The organism is Chitinophaga sp., from assembly GCF_039596455.1.
Classification (GTDB): Bacteria; Bacteroidota; Bacteroidia; order Chitinophagales; family Chitinophagaceae; genus Chitinophaga.
Window position 1 is genome coordinate 383,751 of record NZ_JBCNJR010000003.1, and the last position, 21,976, is coordinate 405,726.

General features: G+C 51.3%; 11 protein-coding genes. 4 read left to right on the forward strand and 7 right to left on the reverse strand.

Features of this window, described 5'->3' with window-relative positions; all coding sequences use genetic code 11:
* Positions 1–354 precede the first annotated feature (354 nt).
* Complete coding sequence (locus tag ABDW36_RS14335; protein ID WP_343702598.1) at positions 355–1,266, reverse strand: type IX secretion system membrane protein PorP/SprF; 912 nt, start codon at positions 1,264–1,266, stop codon at positions 355–357.
* Between the two features lie 11 nt (positions 1,267–1,277).
* Entirely contained in the window at positions 1,278–10,862 is a 9,585-nt protein-coding gene (locus tag ABDW36_RS14340) for a Calx-beta domain-containing protein (protein ID WP_343702599.1), read from the reverse strand.
* 380 nt (positions 10,863–11,242) lie between these two features.
* On the opposite strand from ABDW36_RS14340, the gene ahcY reads away from it, so the two are divergent.
* From ahcY to ABDW36_RS14360, 4 genes are all read left to right on the forward strand, one after another.
* Positions 11,243–12,571 carry an adenosylhomocysteinase gene (gene ahcY, locus ABDW36_RS14345; protein WP_343702600.1) on the forward strand — a complete coding sequence of 443 codons (1,329 nt, stop codon included), beginning with the start codon at positions 11,243–11,245 and terminating at the stop codon, positions 12,569–12,571.
* Between the two features lie 160 nt (positions 12,572–12,731).
* Positions 12,732–13,358: a hypothetical protein gene (locus ABDW36_RS14350; protein WP_343702601.1), complete on the forward strand. Its 627-nt coding sequence runs from the start codon at positions 12,732–12,734 to the stop codon at positions 13,356–13,358.
* Between the two features lie 11 nt (positions 13,359–13,369).
* Positions 13,370–14,095 (forward strand): DUF3307 domain-containing protein, encoded by a 726-nt coding sequence (locus ABDW36_RS14355; protein WP_343702602.1) that lies wholly within the window; start codon positions 13,370–13,372, stop codon positions 14,093–14,095.
* A gap of 26 nt (positions 14,096–14,121) precedes the next feature.
* The gene (locus ABDW36_RS14360; protein WP_343702603.1) at positions 14,122–14,853 is read left to right on the forward strand and encodes a pyridoxine 5'-phosphate synthase; all 732 of its coding nucleotides are present in this window, start codon (positions 14,122–14,124) and stop codon (positions 14,851–14,853) included.
* Positions 14,854–14,923: 70 nt separating this feature from the next.
* On the opposite strand, the gene ABDW36_RS14365 is transcribed toward ABDW36_RS14360, so the two are convergent.
* From ABDW36_RS14365 to ABDW36_RS14385, 5 genes are all read right to left on the reverse strand, one after another.
* Positions 14,924–16,651, reverse strand: coding sequence for a hypothetical protein (locus ABDW36_RS14365; protein ID WP_343702604.1), 1,728 nt, complete (start codon positions 16,649–16,651; stop codon positions 14,924–14,926).
* Positions 16,648–17,421: an ABC transporter ATP-binding protein gene (locus ABDW36_RS14370; protein ID WP_343702605.1), complete on the reverse strand. Its 774-nt coding sequence runs from the start codon at positions 17,419–17,421 to the stop codon at positions 16,648–16,650. Before ABDW36_RS14370 ends, ABDW36_RS14365 begins: the two co-directional genes overlap by 4 nt.
* Positions 17,422–17,466: 45 nt before the next feature.
* Positions 17,467–18,540, reverse strand: a complete 1,074-nt coding sequence (gene porQ, locus ABDW36_RS14375; protein ID WP_343702606.1) for a type IX secretion system protein PorQ — start codon at positions 18,538–18,540, stop codon at positions 17,467–17,469.
* A gap of 177 nt (positions 18,541–18,717) precedes the next feature.
* Complete coding sequence (lon, locus tag ABDW36_RS14380; RefSeq protein WP_343702607.1) at positions 18,718–21,120, reverse strand: endopeptidase La; 2,403 nt, start codon at positions 21,118–21,120, stop codon at positions 18,718–18,720.
* A gap of 170 nt (positions 21,121–21,290) precedes the next feature.
* Positions 21,291–21,905 carry a porin family protein gene (locus ABDW36_RS14385; RefSeq protein ID WP_343702608.1) on the reverse strand — a complete coding sequence of 205 codons (615 nt, stop codon included), beginning with the start codon at positions 21,903–21,905 and terminating at the stop codon, positions 21,291–21,293.
* Between the last annotated feature and the right edge of the window lie 71 nt (positions 21,906–21,976).

The following is a 21,976-nucleotide window of genomic DNA, read 5'->3' on the forward strand; positions in this document are numbered from 1 at the left end:
CTTACTGAAATCAATTTTTAAAGAACTTGTTGACTGCTTCACTGGCCGTTCCAAATTCGTATAATCAAATCTAAAAGAAAAAACTGAACAAACAAATATTTCGGCGTTAGGATAACTAACAATTAACCAAATTTCTGATACGCCCGTTTCAAACTCAGCACCATCAACACTTTATATTGTTAACCAGGTTAACGTTCCGGCGTTGTTGCGGTCAAGGAACAGAGGATTCCTAACAAATACGGCAACACACGCTGAAGTATATACGCAGTGTACGGTAATATATACGAATCCAGCTCCGCAAACAGATTTGTATATATTGGATATTCTAAATGAAAATGTATAAATAATTGAAAATTAAAATAAACGGGGAGTAATTGTTTTCCCTTTCACCAAAGAGAACCGGTAGTTCAGCATCAGTTCATGAGAACCGGTCTGCATGCCTTTCAGGTGTGTAGACGATGCAAAATCATAGGCATAGCCCAGGTTGAAATTTTTCAGGGCCTGCACCTGCACCATAGCGCTGGCCGTTTTTTCTGTACGCCAGGTAACGCCCAGCCACAGCAGTTTTTTGAGGATCAGCGTGGCGTTCAGGTCCATTTGCGTACCTGCTCCGGCCACCTGCCGCAGCAATATGCCTGGCCTGAATTGCAGGCTTTTATTGATATCTGCCAGAAAAGCGCCCTGCAGGTACATATGCCGTTTGAACTCCACCTTGTTTTCAGTTCCGCCTATATCAAAATTATGGAACGAAGGAGCGGAAAAGCCTACAAAGAACTTTTCGGAATACAACAGGAAGCCGAAACCCACGTCGGTTTTCCAGTATTGCTGATTGGAGGCAAATACCGGATCGTCCGTGCCCAGGTGGGAATTATTTTCCCTGAACTGCTCCATGCCTCCCTTCAGGCCCAGCGCCAGGAAAAGCTTGTCGTCCAGCTTCACCTTCTGTGAAATATTAAAGTGGTAGCCGGTTTGGGAGTAGATGGTGATCTCGTCTTTCATTGCAAAAAAGCCCAGACTGGTGCTGGACGCTTTAATGGGCGTATAAAACGAGAAAGTGGAAGTTTTGGGAGCGCCTTCCATGCCTACCCACTGGTTGCGGGATACAACGGTGAGACTGCTGAATTCGTCCATAGAAGGAAAGGCAGGGTTGATCACCATACCGTTATACTGATACTGCGCATAAACGGGATGCTGCTGCGCATTGACCCGCAACGCGCAGCAACTGATCATCCCTATGGCAAAAACCTTGATGAAACTTGTTTTCATAGCTATAGTTTTTACAGGCCGTTTTTGATCACGATATAACCGTTGTAGCGGGTCACCTTGCCGTCACTACCCCATACCTGCAGTATGTAGAAGTAAGAGCCGTCAGGCAGCTCCTTGCCGGTGCCGCTGCCAATATTGGCCAGGCCGCTAAAATGGTTATTGGTATTGTGATAATTGCTTGTTTTGAAAATGGTACCACCCCAGCGGTTCACGATCACCACCTCGTTTCTGCTGTATTTCTCAATGTTCTCGATGATCCATACATCATTTTTGCCATCCCCGTTGGGAGAGATGCCTTTGTGCGGGCGTATTTCCATGTCCACATCCTGGTCATCGTTCTCAATTACGCCTATGGCTGTGCGCAGCGTGCCGGGCACCGGGGTGTTGAGTCCGCCGGGTACGGTAATGGCGGTCAGTTTAAGGGCGAAGTATTTGTCTTCCTCCTTCTGTGCATCTCCGTTCACCGGCACGGTAATATCCGCCTCCGCCTGCATGGCAGGAACCGTGATGCTGGTAACGGTGGCTACATAATCTTCCCCGGCTTTGGCGCGCTGCGGGTCTTTGTCTGCCCCGGCGCCTTCAAAGGCATCTGCAAAGGCGTACTGCACCTGCACGGGCCTGCTGCTCATGCGGCTCAGCTGCAGTGTGAACGGCATCAGGGAAACGCCGTTATTACCTTCCTTGATGCGCACGGTGTCTGTCCTGAAGCTGACCTCCAGCGGGTCATTGTCTGTTACCACCGTGGCCGTATTGCTGCTGGCGCCCTTGCCATAAGCCTGGCCGCCGCCGGTGAAGGGTTGTATCACCAGGTTCACATAGCCGTTATCATCATTCACGTCATTATCTTCTACCGTGATGGTGAAGGTTACCTCCGTCTGGTTAGCCGGCATGGTAACGGTGAGCATATTGCCGCTGCGTGTGGCACTGGTGCTCACCGTGCGGGCAGCATCGTGCTGCAGCAATATCTGCACCGGTATGTCTGCCGCAACGGCCTGTGAAGCACGGAGCGTTATGGGTACCGCGCTGCCTTCCGCCACCTGGTTCAACCCGAATATTTCCATGCTCACCACGTCATTATCATACAGGTTCACAGTAGCTTCTGCCGGAGCGCCGATGGTGAGGCCTGATAGCGCAGCACTAACGCTGCTAAGCTGTATGATCACAGTTTCGGTGCCTTCCAACTGGGCATCGTCTTTCGGCTGTATGGGAATGATTACTTCATGGCCGCCAGCAGGTATCACGGCAGTGCCCGGTAACTCATCGTAATCTGTACCGGCGCTGGCTGTGCCTCCTGCGGTGTATGCAATGGTTATGGGCACTGCGCTGGTGGTTTGCGGGTTGCTGAAACGCAGCTTTACACTGCCGGCAGTGGATGGCTCTGTTGCATCCGCTATTTTTTCTATGATGACGGAGGCCTGGTCGTTATCTGTCAGCTGCATGCTGACAGGGCTGTTGTTCACCATGGCGTTCACTGTTTGGCCGAAGAAGGTGAACACCGCTGATTGCAGGGTGAGCACAACGGTTTCCGGGCCTTCCACCACTTCATCATCTATTACCATTACCGGTACGCTTACGGTCGTTTCCCCGGCTTTGATCACTGCCTGGCCGCTCAGGATCTCATAATCCGTTCCGGCAATGGCCGTGCCGCCAAGGGTATAGGTAACTGTTACGTCAGACGGGGCCGCGGCGCTCAGTTGTATGCTGAAAGCACCATGGGTGGACGGTTCTGCCGCATCGGATACTTTGGCTGCGGTAGCGCTTAATTGCGGCGCCGGATCTCCGGGAATGGTCAGTATACCGGAGGATATAATCGCGTAACCGGTTGCCGTGCCGGCGAGCCTCAGTTGCTCATCAGGTTCCTGCAGGCCGTCTTCCAGCGCCTGCAGCGTTATGGTTACCTTATTGTTTTCTTTGGGCAGCATGATGGCGGCCGGGGTCAGGCTGAAGTCTGCCGCGCCTGCCGTGGAGGCGGCGTCTGGGCTGACGGTGATGGCAATGTCTGCAGATGAAGTGACACCGGTCGGCAAGGCAAACGTTACTTTGCTGGAACTGCCTTCATGCAGCACCGTAGAGTCAATGGTGATCTGTATTGCCCGGTTGGCAGCATAGAGGCCGGTAGCGTCTGTAATAATGATGTCCGTGCCTGCAAAAGTGAAGCCTGCGGGCGGGGTGCCGTCTATCCGCAGTTTTTCCTCCGGTTCTATCACCATATCCGTTACAGCCGTGATATCAAAGCTGCCGCTGGTATTCTGCAGGGCCGGGATGGTAACGCTGACCGGTATCTGTGTGTGGTCTGTATCAGCCGCTGTGGATGCTGCGGCGGTTTTGGACAGTTGTACGGTAATATCTTTGGAAGTGGTTACCCCTGCCGGCAGCTGCACTACAAAATCCCCGGTCTGCCCTTCTGTAAGGTTTGCGTTGGCCGGTGTGAGCTGCAGTACTTTGTGGAGGGGGTCGAGAGAAGTAGCATCTTCCAGCTGCAGGGAAGTACCTGCCACGCTGTAGCCTGCGGCCGAACCTTCCAGCATAAGCGTTTCTGTGTCTTCCAGCACCAGGTCTGGCGTTGCTGTAATGGTGAACACCGCCTCATGTTTACCTGCCTCAATGATCACAAAGGGCGGCAATGCAGCGTGGTCTGCGTCTGCGGCTGTAGAAGCTATGGCTTTTTGTATATCTACCTGTATGTTGCTGCCCGCCACCAGGGCGCCCGGCAGGCTTACAGTGATAGTGGCGGTTTCTACCCCTTCCTGTATCAGTGGTTTGTCACTGCTCAGGGTAATGGTGCCGCTGTGATGCTGGTCTTTCACATCCAGCATCACATTGTTACTGAAAGTAAAGCCCGATGCGGCGGGTACCAGGAAGAGCTTTTCCACGGGCTCAATGACAGCATCTGCAATAGCCGTAATATCCAGTGTTACGGAGCTGCTGTTGGCCGGTATAGTGATGGAAGCGGGTATGCCGCCGGTAATGTCATCCGCATCTACCGCCGGTGCGGCGCTGCCGGGCGTGAGGGTAATATGGACGGCTTCGGCGGTGGAGACAGTGCCGGGCAGACTGAAAGTGATGTGCGCGGTGTTCCCTTCTGTTACCTCCGTATCTCCAAATATAGTGATATGCCTGTTGGCGGCGGTGTTGGTGCCATCTTCAAGAGTAACGGTGGCCGTAGCCGTTTTTGCTTCGCCGCGTATGGTAGCGGAGGCGGCAATATTCAATATCTCGTTTGGCTCCAGGATATTATCCGGCAGCGCATCTACCGTAAATATCACCTCGTTGCCGTTAACAGGTATTTCCACAGCGGGCGGCAGTATAAACTCTCCGTCTGTTACCGTAGAGCCGGCGGATTTTTCCAGTGTTACCGTTATTTTTTCGGTGGTGGTCACATTCTCCGGCAGGCGCAGGGTCAGCGTTACCTGTTCATTTTCTTTCACTGTGGCAGTGGCCGGGGTGATGGTGATTTCATTATCTGTAGCATCATGGATCAGCGTGGTAACTCCGGTAACAGGTATGCTGCCGGCAGTTGCGGCCAGCACAAGGGCTTCATCTGCTTCCAGCAGGAGGTCTGCAAGAGTGGTGATCACAAAAGTAGCAGAGGCCTCACCGGGGTTGATCTGGATAGTACCCAGCGGTGAATGGTCATTATCATCTGCCTCAGACCCTGTTTTTGACAGTACTACGTCAATGGCAGACAAAGATTTGATGTTGCCTTGCAGAGCGGCTGTTACTGTTATGGTTTCTCCCTCCGTCACAGCAGCGGGCGTTGCTGTCAATACAATAGCCGCATCGGCCAGGTCTGCGTCTTTCACGGTCAGTTCCGCACTGCCGCTGAACGTGAAGCCCGCGGCTGAAGGTGTTAATGTCAGCAGTTCGTCCTGTTCAATCAGCTCGTCTTTCAATGCCTGGAGCGTAATTTCTGCATATGGCTGCCCGGGCAATATGGTAACAGATGGCGGAATAGTGGTGAAGTCTGCCCCAGTGGCTGTTCCGCCCGCAGTGAGCGTAATTACCACATTTTCCGTGCTGGTAATGCCGGCAGGCAGGCTGAAGCGGATAACAGCCGCCGCGCCCCCTTCAGTGGCCTCTGTATCACCGGAAATAGTGATGGTATTGTTACCTGTCTTGTCTGTTATACTGATAGACACTTCGTCTGAAATACCTGTGCCGTAAACGGAGCCAGAGGCCTGTAACTTCAGTATTTCCAACGGCTCCAGCAGGTTATCGTCCTTCGCTTTCACTTCGAAAGACACAGCATCTCCGTTGGCCGGCATTTCTACGGTTGCAGGGAACTCGTATTCATCAGCATCCAGCGTAGTACCGGCCACGGCGCTCAGTGTGATGGTAATAGCTTCCGACGTTTTTTGCCCTGCAGGCAGGCGCAGCCATACGGTGGTGCTGCTGCCTTCTTCAATAGACGTAGCGTCAGGCGTGAGCGTGAACTTCTTATTGTTGAGGATGGACGTGTTTTTATCCAGGATATTTACAGCAACGCCGGTAATATCAATACCCGTTGCCTCTCCTTTAATGATAAAGGTTTCTGCCCACTCCAGCAAGTCATCTTCCAGTATCTGTACAGTAGCCGTATTGGGCCCTGCAGGTTCTATACGAACAGTGGAAAGACCCGTGTAGTCTGCCGGGAGCGCCGTACCGCCGTTCTGTGAAAGTGTAATATCAATAGGAATTGTTGTGGTCATCCCATGCTGCAGCTCGGCGGTAAGCGTGACGATTTCCCCTTCTTCAATATTTGTATGGGATGACAGCAGCTTCACCTCTGCATCGGCCAGGTCTGCATCATGCACGTTGAGAGCGGCGCTGCCGTTAATGGTATACCCGGTGGCAGATGCTGTTACGGTAAGGTTCTCCGTTGCTTCAATAATATTGTCTTTGATGGCCGCCAGGGATAGTTCGCAGTAGTCTTCATTGGCAGGAATGGTAACGGTAAGCGGCAGGCTGCTGAAATCTGCAGTAGCAGCCGTGCCGCCATATGTCAGCGTAATATTGATACTGCTGCCGGCCTTAATGCCCGAAGGAAGGCTGAAGCGAACTTTGGCGGTGTTGTTCTCCGTTACGTCCGCATCACCGGAAATGGTAATTACGTTATTTCCCGGCAGGTCTTTGACGGTAACGGTAGCGCTTGCAGTTTGCGGGCCATAGCCATATACGGTGGCGGTAGCCTGCAGTGTGATCTGCTCATCCGCCTCTGTCAGCGCATCGTCTACAGGCGTCAATACAAATTCCGCGTGGTTGAACCCTTTCAGTATTTTCACCGTGGCGGGTGTAACGCTGTATTCACCGCCGGCCATAGTGGTGGTAGCTCCGATGGCCACATCGATGTCTTCCGAAGCGGTGATGCCATCCGGCAGTTTTACCTGAAGCGTCATGCTGCTGCCCTCAAACAGCTCGGTGCCCGGAGCTGTTACGCTGATGGTTTTGTTGGCCGTGGTGCCCGTTTTATCCCGGATGGTAAGGGTGGCGGGATTGATCTGGTACGGGCTGGCGGTACCGCTCAATACCAGTTGCTCATCATGCTCGAGCACCAGGTCTGTCAAAGCCGTAATGGTAGTGGTAGCGGAACCTGCTTCGGCGGGAATGGTAATGGTACCTGGTGTATGATCGTCATTATCAGTAGTGGAAGCCGCGTCACGCACCAGGGTAATGGTAATGGCCTGGGTGGACGTAAAGCCCTGCAAGGTAGCTGTAACGGTAACATCGTCCCCTTCATCTACGGCTGAGGCAGACAAGCTCAATTGAATGGCCGGAGACGCGGGCGATACGTCATTCACGTCCAGGTCGATCACATCATTATCAAAAGTAAACCCGGGCAGTGAAAGCTGCAGACGCAATTTTTCCTGCAACTCAATAATGTTGTCTGTAGCCGCGTGAACGGTGATGCTGCCGGTGTGCTCATCTGCCGGGATAGTGATGGAAAGCGGATACCCTCCCGTGAAATCTTCCGGTGCGGTGGTGGTACCTGCCAAGGGACTAAGGCTGATGACCAACGCTGTAGAAGTAACAATGGGTGACGGCAGGCTGACGGTATAGGTTACAGATCCGCCTTCACTAACAGCGGTAGCAGACGCAACCAGGGCAATCTTTTTATTATCTGGATCAAGGCCGGTAGCATCTGTTACATTCACTGTTGCGGTGGAGGTAACGCCTGCCAGCAGGTCATCTCCGGCGGCGGTCAGCTCCAGCTTTTCTGTTGGTTCCAGTATAAAATCTGCATTCGTTTTCAATGTGAACGAAGCCTGGCTGCCCTCCGCCGGAATGGTTACGATACTGATCACCGTGGATGTTCCATCTGTAAAGCTGTATTCAGCAGGCAACAGCTCTGTACCGGCGCCGCTACCCAGTGTAATATCAAGCGCTTTCGCGGTAGTAACGCCGGTGGGCAGCTTTACCCGTACAATAGTTGCGTTGCCTTCTATCAGGGGGTTATCATCTACCTCCAGTACCAGTTGTTTTTTGACAGGGTCAAGACTGGTAGCGTCTGTTACCGTAAAAGAGGTGCCGGTAATGGTGAAGCCCGATGCCGTACCATTCAGCTGGAAAGTTTCATTTTCTTCCAGCACATCATCATTTTTGGCGCGTACATAAAATTCTATTGCTGACGTTCCGGCCGAGATGGTAACCGTGGAAGGCATCTCCACATCCCCTGCCACAATGATGGAACCGGTGAGCCCATCCAGGGTGACCACAATATCCGTAAGTGCGGTGCCGAAAGCAAGGGCCGCTGTTACTTTTACCTGCGGGTCTCCTTCATGCAAGGTAGTGGTCTCCGGCGTGAAGATGATGGACGTGCTGCCGGCGTCTTTTATAGTAATGTCTTTTGTGAGGGTTGAAGACTGAACAGCCGGAATACCGTCTACCGTAGCTACATCCGCGGTCAGCTGCAGCCGGAGCAGCTCATTGCCCTCCGCTGCACCGTCATCTGCCGCTGTCACCTTGATTGTTTTTTCCGTTTCCCCGGGCGCAAAGGTGACACTGGTGGCGGGATCTAGCGTATAGTCTGCCGAGGTGGCAACAGAAGCCGCGTCTGCCGCAATGTTTACTACTATGGGGAATGCGGCGGTAATGCCTGGGTTGAGGCGCACTTTCACTTCTGCTTCCTGGCCTTCGGTAAGGTTTACCGGTGAGGCATCTGTGAGATACACCTGCCGGTTAGCGGGTGTGTTCTGTGCGTCTGCTATGGTGATCATAGTTGCCTGGGTAACAGGCATACCGGAAAGCGAAAAAGTGAATTTCAGGTTTTCTGTGCCTTCCAGTACATTGTCTGCAGCAATTTTGAAGTGGAAGGAACCCACATTATTGCCTGCCGGAATGGTTACGCTCAGGTTATCTGTCACCACAAAATCATTTTCATCTGCTGTGGAGGCTCCATCTATTTGCATATTCACAACTATATCTTGTGCAGCTACATAGGGCAGGGTGATATCAACCTGGTATTCTGTATCCGGATCAACTTCAAACAGCTCGTATTCCCAGGTAAACACGCTGATGGTAGCTTCCTGACCGTCTTCCACCTTGTCATTGAACACCAGCATTATAGGCCCGGCAATTGTAAAGGCGTTATCTGCATCGGCCGCGTCAAAATATAATACCTCCTGCGGTTCTATCATATGATCTTGCAATACCTCCAGCGTAAACGAGGCATTATTGCCGTCTGCCGGAATAGTCAGCGAAGCCGGAAACGCGTTACTGCCACCATACAGGAAATCTCCCAATGTGGCCGTATTTCCCGCCGCAAATTCATCGTACGTAAAGTTGATCACTATAGGTGCTTCGGTAGTTACCCCCATTGGCAGGCTGGCCGTTACTTCCATATTAGCCCCTTCATCTGCAGCCGGAGCCGTAAAAGTGATCACCCGGTTATCGGGGTCGTCTCCCGTTACATCATGAATGTTTACTTCCACCTCATGTGTCCTCTCCTCCGGGCCGAAAAATGCGCTGGCTTTTAACTGTAGTTTTTCGGTGTTCTCAAGGATCATGTCTGGTGTGGCCTTCAATATAAAAGTGGCCGTATTACTGCCGGCCGGGATGGTAACCGTTGACGGCGTGGCAGGGAACTCCAGTTCGTAATCTGTTACCTTGGCGGTTAGCGGCGTGGCGATGATGGTTACGGGCAGGTCTGTGCCCAGCGGGTCTCCGGTCAGCTTTACATTGATCACTGTTTGCCCTCCCTCCTGCAGTGAGGTGACTACCGGCTCCAGGAAGATCTTGTTCTCATCGTCATCTACAATGGTATAGGTTGCATCTGTAATGCCGGTGATCTGCAATTGGGGGGAGCAGGTGGGCAACAGTTCTATACGCAGCGTTTTGTCTTCATTCTCCGTATTGTTGCCGTGAATGATGATATTGTTCAGCGGCAGATCAACGTTGGTGTAATCTCCTGCCGGGATGATCATTTTTGCGTACTGCACGGTATAGTCTGAGGCCCCTGCGTGCCCGGTGCCCGTGCCGGTAGTAGTTACCCTGAAATGTACTACCTGCGGCAGGTTGAACATACCGTTCTCCAGGTGCAGGGTAATACCTTGTATCACATGATCATCATTCCCTTCCAGGCCTTGCGGCGCGGCGGAAGACAAGCCTATCTGGGCCTTGGAAAGCGGCCAGCTTTTGGGTAATGCCATGGCAGGGTCTTCCAGGGTGGCAGGACCATCGTCTGTTTCATCAAACCCGGCAATAAAACTTTTTCTTTCAGTGTAGAGGTAGCCGGGTATGCTATGGTCCAGCAGAATAGCTTTGTGAACAGCGAGGCCCATGGGTGAGCCTTCTCCTATAGTAGTTATCAGGTTCTCCAGCAGGTAGCCTGAAGCTACTTTATTATCTCTGCCTGCCGTATAACTGGCAGAGTAAGAAGTAATACCGTCAGCTGCCTTGAAAAAATGGGAACCGGCATCAGCGCTGGAACAACTACCGCTTGTTTTACGGATACCTACCCTGCCCAACAAGGGGCGGTTGGGATTGCCGGGATCATGCACCTCATAATAATGATCATCTACTGAAGTAGCAGACTGGTCTCCAAAGCCCAGCCCGCAGTCTACTTCATGCACAAAAGCGCGTTCAGAATGATAGATATGCACCAGATAGGGGCCATAATCCGTGGCGCTTTGTATCCTTTCATCGGAGCTTACGTAATAGTCCATCCGGTACCATGGCTTGCCTTCTTCATAAGAATAGACTACGGATATATTGAAGTTGGCATTAGTCCGGTTCTTCATGCTCATCAGCTTCACCACCTTCCAGGGGTCTGCGGCGGTACCTTGTCCTTGCACGTCAGAAATTTCACAGGCCCAGCGGTGCAATGTATCCGTGCGTTCTGCCAGCGTTGGGCCTGCCCACCGTTCCAGCATAAAGTACGTGCGCATGCCCTTGTCCAGCTCCGGGAGGATTGCCGCGTCGCTATACTGCTTTTTTCCTTTGTATTCCGTCAGCACACTGTTTTCAGTGATAGTGATCTTCAGGCCGTTGTCTGATACGGTGCCGCCGGAAGGGTTGATGATAACGGAGGGTACCTGCGCCCAGGCGGTACTACTACAAAATAATAGTGCCAGCACGGCAACACGAAGGTTGATCTTCATAGGATAGGACAGGACTAACATAATAACATTAAAATTTCTTTACATCTATACTATATTTCCCGAAGCTGACGTTTATATGCCTGGGCCGGTTCGCGGGTTGTTTATTTCCGCGGGGCAATTGCCCTTTCTTTCTTCTTTTCTGCTTGTAAGCGTTTCTGCTACAGCTACTTAATTCATCAATGACTCCGAAAAATAATGTGTAATTACCTGGAAATATACGTCGTCAATTAGCAAATGTATTATTTTTATAATATTATAGCAAATAATAATTGTATTATTTTATAAATATAACCAAACCAGGGGAAAAGGGGTTAAAATGTTCAGATTGAAGGGAATGCGTGATGCAGAAAGCATTATGTTAAAAGTTAAAATAAAGGTAGATTTGCAAAAAATTATTTGGAATGTCAACAACTGCTAAATCCAAGATTGATTTGAACCTCAAGTACAAAGTAAAAGACATGTCTTTGGCTGAATGGGGTCGCAAAGAAATACAGCTTGCTGAAGCTGAAATGCCGGGATTGATGGCCCTCCGCGAAGAATATGGCAAATCCCAACCGTTGAAAGGCGCCCGTATTGCAGGCTGCCTGCACATGACCATTCAAACGGCTGTGCTGATTGAGACCCTGGTAGCCCTTGGCGCTGAGGTACAATGGAGCTCCTGCAACATCTTCTCCACGCAAGACCATGCTGCTGCCGCTATTGCTGCTGCCGGCATTCCGGTGTATGCCTGGAAAGGCCTGAACGAAGAAGAATTTAACTGGTGCATAGAACAGACCCTGTTCTTCGGCAGCCTTGACCGTCCCCTGAACATGATCCTGGATGATGGTGGCGACCTGACCAATATGGTGCTGGACGTTTATCCTGAGCTGATCCAGCATATCAAAGGCCTGAGTGAAGAAACCACTACCGGTGTTCACCGCCTGTACGAAAGAATGAAGAACGGCACGCTGCCCATGCCTGCTATCAATATCAACGATTCTGTAACCAAATCCAAGTTCGACAACAAGTATGGCTGCCGCGAATCCTGTGTGGACGCCATCCGTCGCGCTACAGACGTGATGATTGCCGGTAAGGTAGCTGTAGTAGCTGGTTTTGGTGATGTGGGCAAAGGCTCCGCAGAATCACTGGCTGGCGCAGGCGCCCGCGTGATCGTTACTGAAATTGACCCCATCTGCGCTTTACAGGCTGCTATGGAAGGGTATGAAGTGAAAAAGATGGCTGATGCCGTAAAAGAAGCCGATATTATTGTGACCACCACCGGTTGCCGCGATATCATCACCGGCGAGCATTTCAAAGCCATGAAAGACAAGGCCATTGTATGTAACATCGGCCACTTCGATATCGAGATCGATGTTGCCTGGCTGAATACCAACTATGGCCATTCCAAAGTGGAAATCAAACCGCAGGTAGACAAATACACCATTGACGGTAAAGACATCATTCTGCTGGCAGAAGGCCGCCTGGTGAACCTGGGCTGCGCTACCGGCCACCCTTCTTTTGTAATGAGCAACTCTTTCACCAACCAGACCCTGGCCCAGCTGGAACTGTGGACCAACAGTGACAAGTATGAGAACCAGGTATATGTGCTGCCCAAGCACCTGGATGAGAAAGTGGCCCGCCTGCACCTGAAAAAGATAGGTGTAGAGCTGGACGTACTTACCAAAGAACAGTCTTCTTACCTTGGTATTCCGGTAGAAGGGCCGTTTAAGCCCGAGTACTACCGGTACTAGTCATAACATATGCTTTGTAAAAGCAGTCCCGCTCCGGCAGGGCTGCTTTTCTTTTTCCCGGTATTTAAAAAATATAAGGCTGTAACCTTATATTTGGTGATTATAAGGTTATAGGCTTATAATGTGGCATTATAAGGTTTATGCCTTATATTTGTAGTACATGAAAAAGGCCATAGTCATAACAGGAGACGTTATCAGCTCTTCCACGCTGAAAGCCACCCAGCGCAAACGCCTGCAGCAGGCGCTGGAAGCGGCATTTGAAGCTGCAGGGCAGCAGGCGCCCGGCTTCAGGGCGGAGCAGTTCAGGGGAGACAGTTTCCAGGCCGTGCTGATAAAACAGCCGGCAACCGCGCTGCAGGCCAGCCTCATTATACTGGCCGCGTTATGGAAAAAAGGTTTCAGGGCGCGGCTGGCCATTGGTACGGGAGAAATTTCATTCACATCAAAAAACATCGTAACTTCTGATGGTTCCGCGTTCAGGCATTCAGGGCCCATGCTTGATGAGCTGAAGAAAAAGAACGGGCTGCTGGCCATTATTACCCCCCACCCTGCCGTCAACCAGGAATGGGACATTCACAGCCAGGTACTATCCTTCCTGGTGGAGCGCTGGAGCCCCCTGCAGGCAGAAGCCGTGCTGGAGCAGCTCAACGGGCTTACACAGGCACAAACAGCAGAAAAACTGCATATCCGCCAGCCGGCCGTACACCAACGGCTGCAGGCCGCGGGCTGGCATCTGGCAGATCTGATCGTAAAACGGTTTGAGCAGCAGATTTTAACCATGTTTTAAAAACCATATTGATGCTTTTATTGATAAAATGGCTCTGCGCCCATGTACTGGGCGATTTTGCCTTTCAACCCTCCCGCTTTGTTCAACATAAACGCCGCTACAAGGCTGCTTCCGGATATTTGTACCTGCATTGCCTCATCCATGCGGCCCTCACATACCTGTTTACCGGCATGTGGCAGCAGTGGCTGCCCCCTGTAGTGGTAGGCGTTACGCATTACGCCATAGACCTCTGGAAACTGCACCAGAAAGACGATGCCAAAAGCTTTATCATAGACCAGTTACTGCACCTGGCCGTATTGCTACTGCTGTGGGTGCATGTTACCGGCAACTGGGGCGCCGTATGGCCCTACCTGCAAGCCTTGCTCAATAACCGCCTGTTCTGGACGCTGCTCTTCGGCTATGCCGCCATCATCTGGCCGGCGGCCTTCCTGCTGGGCTTTGCCACCCGCCGCTGGCGCAACCAGGTACATGATGCGCGCCTCTCCAACGGCAAAACCTCTCTTAGTGAGGCCGGCCGCTGGATCGGTATTTTTGAACGCATCCTTATTCTCACCTTTGTGGTAACCAGCCATTACGAAGGCATCGGCTTCCTGATTGCCGCCAAGTCCATTCTCCGGTTTAACGACCTGAAAGGCAACGATACCCACCGTGAAACGGAATACGTGCTCATTGGCACGCTCATGAGCTTTTCTATCTCCATTTTTACCGGCCTTGTAGTGAAATACCTGCTGCAATAATTCGGCAAACAACGTAATTTTGCGGCATGACCAAGCTGAGTGTTAACATCAACAAGTTTGCCACGCTGCGCAATGCACGCGGCGGCAATTTGCCGGACATTATACAGGTAGCCAAAGACTGTGAACGTTTTGGCGCAGATGGCATTACGGTACACCCCCGGCCGGATGAACGCCACATCCGCTACCAGGATGTAAGAGACCTGAAACCCATTGTTACTACAGAATTTAATATTGAGGGCTATCCCTCGCAAGACTTTATGGACCTGGTGCTGGAAGTAAAACCGCACCAGTGCACACTGGTACCTGACCCGCCGGGCGTCATCACCTCCAACACCGGCTGGGATACCGTACAGTACCAGTCTTTCCTGAAAGACGTGATCGGCACCCTTAAAAAAGCCGGCATCAGGGTATCCATCTTCCTCAACCCGGAAACAGACAAGGTAGCCGGCGCAAAATCTGCCGGGGCAGACCGTATAGAGCTGTATACAGGCCCTTACGCGGAAGAATACACGAAAGCCCGCACCCATCCGCAGAACTTCCAGCTGTTCAACGACTATAAAAACACTGCCCGCGAAGCTTCTGCCATTGGCCTGGAGCTGAATGCCGGTCATGACCTGAACCTGGACAATCTGCGCTTCTTCAAACTGCACATTCCCCAGCTCAAGGAAGTGTCTATCGGCCACGCGCTGATATGTGACGCTATTTATATGGGCCTGGAAAATACTATCCAGCTGTACAAGCGCCAGCTGCTGGACTAACGCAAACAGCGCTCAAAAAAGAAGGACTGACGGAAAACCCATCAGCCCTTCTTTACATATTGTATAACTCCTACCGCTCCAGCACCTCCCAGGATGTTTCCCTGTATTTGGCCTGCAGCAGGTAAAATGCCACCGCAGAGAACATTGCAAAGATCATCACCAGCCAGTTGGCGCTCAGGTAAATGCCGAATACCGGCTTACCTCCACGGAGCAAGGTGGTGGCATAATGCAGCATACCCAGCGTACCAGGCACAATAAGCACCATCAACCCCTTCAGAAAGCCACCCGCTCCCTGCTTGACATTGATCTCCGAGGCAAACGGCAGCTTGCGCAGGAATATGAACGCAAAAATGATATTCACCAGCGCCACGTTTACCAGGCCCAGCAACAGGTCTGGCACCACGCTGACACCCCATACCGCCAGTGAGAAAATGGCTATTACAATATAGAAAGGCAGGAAAAACTTCACAAAAGCGGCTTTGAATGATCCCATCAGCAGCGGCCCCGGCGCTTCTACCGGCGCGGCATAATATACCCAGCCCGCCCTGAACTTGTCTGAATATACCAGGTTGGTGATGGCCGTAATGAATACAAAAGTGCTGCTATAGATCAGGATAACGAACGCATTGCCGGAAGATAATTTACTCCATGCTTCCGCTGCGCTGGTATGTTTGCCTGACAGCATGAAAAACACGAAGTAAACCAACACATAGGCCAGCGAAGGGTATACCTTCAGCTTGAACTCACGGCTGCGCCCGGTTATTAACCATACCAGCTCAAAAGCCAGCTGCTCCTGCCGCCCGCGGGAAAACCAGGCGGCCAGCCGCTTGTAAAGCTGCATACGCCCCGCCTGGGGCAGCTCCGCCTCCTGCTTTTTAACAGCAGGTGCATCTCCCCCGCTACCGCCCAGCATAGCCAGCTTGCGGTTAAAGCTGGGCGCAAACACCTTTACCACCAGCCACAGGCTCAATACCGGCACCACCAGTGATAGTACAATATAAAACAGCATGGGTAAAGTGAAAATGCCCTGCGCCACCGCAGCGTAAGCTGCCGCAAACCAGAAGCTGGGCGCCAGGTTCAGCAAGGGGTAGGCCCACAGGTCAATATCATCCAGGTGGAGGTTGCGGGTAAGCCGGGGCACCAGGTAATACGTGGCAAACACGATTACGGAAAATATGATCTGTACATAATTGAGCACTTCCTTGAAACGTTCAGCCGTAGTAAGTTTCAGCGCCAGCAGGTATACGGCGTTGATCAGGAAAATGCATAGTACGCTGAGCAGGAGCACCAGCACGCCAAACCACAGCACAACAACTCCCTGCGTAACCGCCAGCCATATAAAAGCCGGCAGCATCAGCGGTAATACTATTTTGGATACATGCACCATAATGTGCAGGATGCGGGATACCACCACTGTTTTGTCACTCACCGGCTTGGGCAATATCACAAAGTTGTCTTTCACGTCTATGAGCACGCTGGTAAAGTCTGAAATAAGGGTGATAGACAGCATTACCATAAACACGGAAAACCAGATGAACAGCTGCATCAGCGGGTTGCTGGAAAGGGTGAACACGAAGAGATAAAAAACGCCCATCAAAAAAGAGATGAGCACTACGGCCAGCGAACCGTATTTCTGCTCTTTCTTTTTCTGCTGGCGCATATGGGTATAGGCATTAGGCCGCCTGTCGTCCATTTTCAGCTTTACGTCAAGAATGGCCATCAACTGCGTCACGTTTACGCCCAGCCGTAACCAGAGCGGTTTTAGGAACCGGATCAGCGCCAGGAAGAACTTGTTCATATCCGCTCCGTTTTATGTACAAAGGCATCTGCGGCGCCAGATAAATTATGTTCACCGGTGAGCTGTGCAAATATTTTTTCCAGCGTATCACCTTCAGACTGCTTCAATTGTTCAAAAGTACCGTCTGCCACAATGCTGCCTTCGTTGATGAGCACTATCCTGTCAGACACCTTCTCCACCACATCCATCATATGCGAGCAATAGAAAATGGTTTTGCCCTCTTTTTTCAGCAGGGACAGAATTTCTTTCACCATGATCACGGCATTGGCATCAAGACCGGAAAGCGGCTCGTCCAGCACCACGATCTGCGGGTCATGCAGCAGGCCGGAAATGATAAGCACTTTCTGGCGCATGCCTTTTGAAAAGGTATCCATACGCTGGTCTTTATTTTCCAGCAGGCCAAAAGCCCCCAGCATGCGGGTGGCCCGCTCCCGGATCACGGCATCGTCCATCTGGTAGAGCTTTCCTGTAAACGAAAGATATTCCATGGGCGTGAGCACGTCATAGATCTCCGCGTTTTCCGGCACGTAGCCGATCAGGCTTTTAATGGTGAGCGTATCTGTACGAAGGTTGTGGCCCAGCACGCTCACTTCTCCCTCAAAATCGCCCAGGAGGCCAATGAGTATTTTGACCGTGGTAGATTTGCCGGCGCCGTTGGGGCCAATGTAGCCAATGATCTGCCCCGGGAATACATCCAGGTCAATTCCCTTTAGCACCTGTTTTTCCCCGTAGCTCTTTTTCAGATTGCTGATAGAAATGATAGGCTGCATATTTACTATTTCTCAGTTTTTTTGTTTGCGACCAACGTGGTCTTCTCATGGTTTCCAACCAATGCGATCACCGAATTTACCTAATCCCATCCATTGGTTCAAAGGCAAATTGATACCCAGGTGATTCATGGCGACAGCCTGCTGATACCAGGCGCGGGCATAGCGCAGTTGCAACTTGCTGACCGTAACGCCTACGCCCAGTGAAAAGCCACTGAGCCCCTGCTGGTTCAGCATGGCCAGCTCACGCCGGCGCAGGTGGTTATAGGCAGCAGTCAGCTCTACATAGCTGCCTATCTCAAATTGCGCGGCCAATACAAAGTGACGGAAAATGTTATCGATAGTGCCGCCGCCTGCCCTCACCGTATCCCCGTTATCTATCACCACGTTTTCTTCCAGCGCGGGGTCTGCATAACGGATGTCGAACTGGTACACGTGGTGCAAGGTAGCAGACAGCTGCAAAGGCAGGTGCGGCAGGCGTTTGGATACGCCCACCTGCAGGTCAAAAGGCAGCGGCTCTTTTTCAGTAGCGGCGTAAGCGCTCAGTTGTCCGCCCATATTGCGTGCTACCAGGCCCGCCTGCCAGCCCTGCGCCGTATCCTGGTAGGCAATGCCCACATCGGCGGCCAGGCCGGAAGAACGGTAGGTAAGGTACCGGGAATGAATATATTTCAACCCTGCACCATAGTACCATTTTTCAAGATAGCGACGGGAGGCGGTTACCTGCCAGACAAAATCACTTGGACTGAAAGTACCCAGCACATTGCCCGCTGCATCCGTATGCGTCATTTGCCCATAGCCGGTAAATTGCAGGCTGGTAGCAAAAGTAGTAGCCAGCGCCGCATGATGAAAGGCAAACGCCATATGGCTGTAACGGATGCCGGCAAAATAACCGGCGTAGTTCACCTGTAGATGCGTGTGCATGGAAGGCCGCAGCAGCGCGGGATTCAGGAGTGCCAATGAAAGATCGTTCCCCTGCCGGCTTACGTTCATGCCTCCGAGCGCCGTTATCTGCGGGGAAGCGGGCAGGTCAAGAAAAGCGTAGGTATTTTTACCGCCCAGCACCTGGGCCCCGGCGGTAACCGGCAACAGCAGCAATATGAGCAGGTAGCGAAGCGGCAATGCGTATGCGGATTAGGTAACCGCCGTCAAGGTACAAAAAATGCATATATGTTTAAAAAGAATAAAGCCACCTGTAGCGGCGGCTTTATTCAAACCCTTAAACAATCAACATGCGCCCGCTTCTTGACGAAGCGAACTTTAGATACACCCGCTGCCAGGAATGACAGCTTGTGTTTCCTATCTCTTTAATAACGCTGTTTCCAGCACTTGGTTCATTTCTTTTACATAATGGAACTTTAAACCCTTGATATAATCCGGGTTGATGTCCCTGATATCCTTCTCATTCTGCCAGCAAAGAATGATTTCCTTGATGCCGGCACGTTTGGCGGCCAGTATTTTTTCTTTGATTCCGCCTACCGGCAGTACCTGTCCTCGAAGTGTGATCTCCCCTGTCATGGCCAGGTAAGGTTTTACCCGCCGGCCTGTGTATGCGGAAGTAAGCGCCGTGAGCATGGTAATGCCGGCGCTGGGCCCGTCTTTAGGTACGGCCCCTTCCGGTACGTGCACATGAATATTTTTATCCCTGAACAATTTGGGGTCTATTTTGTATTGACCCGCATTGGCCTGCAGGTAGCTGAGAGCCGTTACGGCAGATTCTTTCATCACATTGCCGAGGTTGCCCGTCAGCTTCAGTTCTCCCTTGCCTTCGCTCAGGCTGGACTCTATGAACAGGATGTCTCCGCCCACGTAGGTCCATGCAAGGCCCACAGACACACCGGGAGGGTTGCCGGTTTTGTATATTTCGTTACTGTAGCGTGTTTTGCCCAGCGCTTTTTCTACTCTTTGCTCCGGTATGGCGCCTTCCACCTTCACGCCGGTGGCCACATCTTTGGCCAGTGAGCGCATGATGGCGGCAAACTGCCTGTCCAGCTCACGCACCCCGCTTTCCCGCGTGTAGTTGGCAATTACTTTTTCAATTACCTTGTTGGAGAAGGTGAATTTGGCGTCTTTCAGCCCGTGCGCTTCCTTCTGTTTCGGGATCAGGTGGCGTTTGGCAATCTCTACTTTTTCTTCAATTGAATACCCGCTCAGGTCAATGATCTCCAGCCTGTCACGCAGCGCCATTGGCACATTGTTGATGTTGTTGGCCGTGGCAATGAACAGTACTTTGCTCAGGTCATACTCGAGCTCCAGGTAATTGTCGTAAAACGTGCTGTTCTGCTCCGGGTCAAGCACTTCCAGCAGCGCTGAGGCCGGGTCTCCGCGGAAATCGTTGCCTATTTTGTCTATCTCGTCCAGTATCATCACCGGGTTGGATGATTTTACCTTGCGGATGGTTTGCAGTATACGGCCGGCCATAGCGCCGATATAGGTTTTCCTGTGCCCGCGTATCTCGCTTTCGTCATGCAGGCCGCCCAGGCTGAGCCGGGCATATTTGCGGCCAATGGCGTTAGCGATGGAGCGGCCCAGGGAGGTTTTACCAATGCCCGGAGGGCCTACAAAACAGAGGATGGGAGATTTCATGTCTCCTTTCAGCTTCAGCACCGCCAGATATTCCAGTATGCGGTCCTTGATGCGGTCCATACCATAATGATCTCCGTCCAGCACAGTTTTGGCCTTCTTCAGGTCATAGCTGTCAAGCGTATATTCCTGCCATGGCAAATCCAGCATCAGGTCAAGATGGTTGTACACCACGGAGTAGTCAGGCGTGCTGGGATGCATCCTTTCCAGCTTTTCAATGCCTTTTGAAAACAGGTCTTTTGCAGCATCGGGCCATTTTTTCAGCTCTGCCTTGCGCTGCATCTCCTTGATCTCCCGGTCATTTGTATCACCGCCCAGCTCTTCCTTGATAGACTTCATCTGCTGCTGCAGGAAGTATTCCCGCTGCTGCTTGTCAAGGTCTGCCTTGGTTTTGTTGTTGATCTTGTTTTTCAGCTCCGCCAGCTGCAACTCCACCTGCAGCAGCTTCATCAGCAATTCCGCCCTTATGCGCAGGTTGTTGATTTCCAGCAGTTGCTGTTTCTCCTTCAGGTCACTGTTCAGGTTGGAAGACACGAAGTGAATAAGGAAGGGCGCATTTTCTATGTTTTTGAGAATGATGCTGGCTTCCGAAGGAATGTTGGGAGACAGCTGTATGATCTGCCCTGCCAGATCCTTGATGGAAGAAACATAGGCGTCAAATTCAGAATCGTTCTCGTCCAGCTGGTCTTCCAGCAGTTCATAGCTGGCCTTGAAATAAGGATCTTCCGCCAGTATGGCCTTTATCTTGAAACGCCGGCGGCCTTGTATGATAATGGTGGTACCGCCGTCCGGCATTTTGATGAGTTTCACAATTTTTGCTACCGTGCCTACATCCGTCAGGTCAGACACTACCGGCTCTTCCACGTTACTGTCTTTTTGCGCTACCACACCAATCATTTTGTCAGTCTTGTAGGCGTCATTTACAGCTTTGATGGACTTATCCCGTCCCACCGTGATGGGTAAAACCACCCCGGGAAAAAGTACTGTATTTCTCAGGGGTAACAGTGCCAGCTCCTCCGGTATCTTCTCTTCCTCCTGCCCTTCGCCATCTTCATTCAAAGGTATAATTGGCATAAACTCCATCTCGTCCTCGTTATTGCTCAAAAAAAATGTATTCATTTGTCAGTTTTAAGTGTGGGGACAATATGGCAGGCCGTTCCTCCAAAATCTCCCCAGTTTGATAGTATACCTATATAGTCAACTTTGATGCCATGCTGAAAGGTATAAAAAAAAGGATACCCGAAAAACGGATATCCTTTTCAACAGATGCAGGATAACAAAAGTTGTTACTAGAGCGTAATACCAACTCCCAGCTGGATGGCCTGGTTTTTCCAGGTGTCCGGGTTCACGGCATTGGAAGCCGTTACGTCACTCACATTGGAAAGGCCTATAACGTAGCGGGCGCTGATGTTAACAATGGGCAATTGCAGCCAGAGGCCGCCCACGGCTGAAAAGTCGCCTGATTTAAAGGCTTCCCTTCCTTCCTGGAACACATTTTTCTTTTTGCTGGTCAGGATGCTGAACTGGGGCCCTACCTGCAGTTTGAAGCGGGGAGAACCCAGGTCAATGTTGGCCAATACCGGTATGCTCAGGTAGTTGAGGTTAGGCTTGTTGTCTTTCAGGTTCTGAAATTCATTGTCTGCCTCAAACTCTGCGGTGTTTTTTACTTCTGCCTTTGAGGTGGAAAATATCAGTTCCGGCTGTATACCGAAACCTTTCACCAGATTGATCTGGGCAAAGCCGCCCAGGTGGTAGCCAAGTTTAAAACTTTCGTCGTAACCGGTACCATCTATTTTACCGAGGTTCGCACCTCCTTTAATACCAAATCTGATCATCTTTTGAGCACTAACGGTGGATACGGTGGCGCAGGTGATGACTGCCAAGGCGAAAAACAGTTTTTTCATATTTGTTTTGTTTAGTGTTAAGCTCTTTAATTTATCTTGATAATGAGTACTTTCCACATGTAAGACGCAGG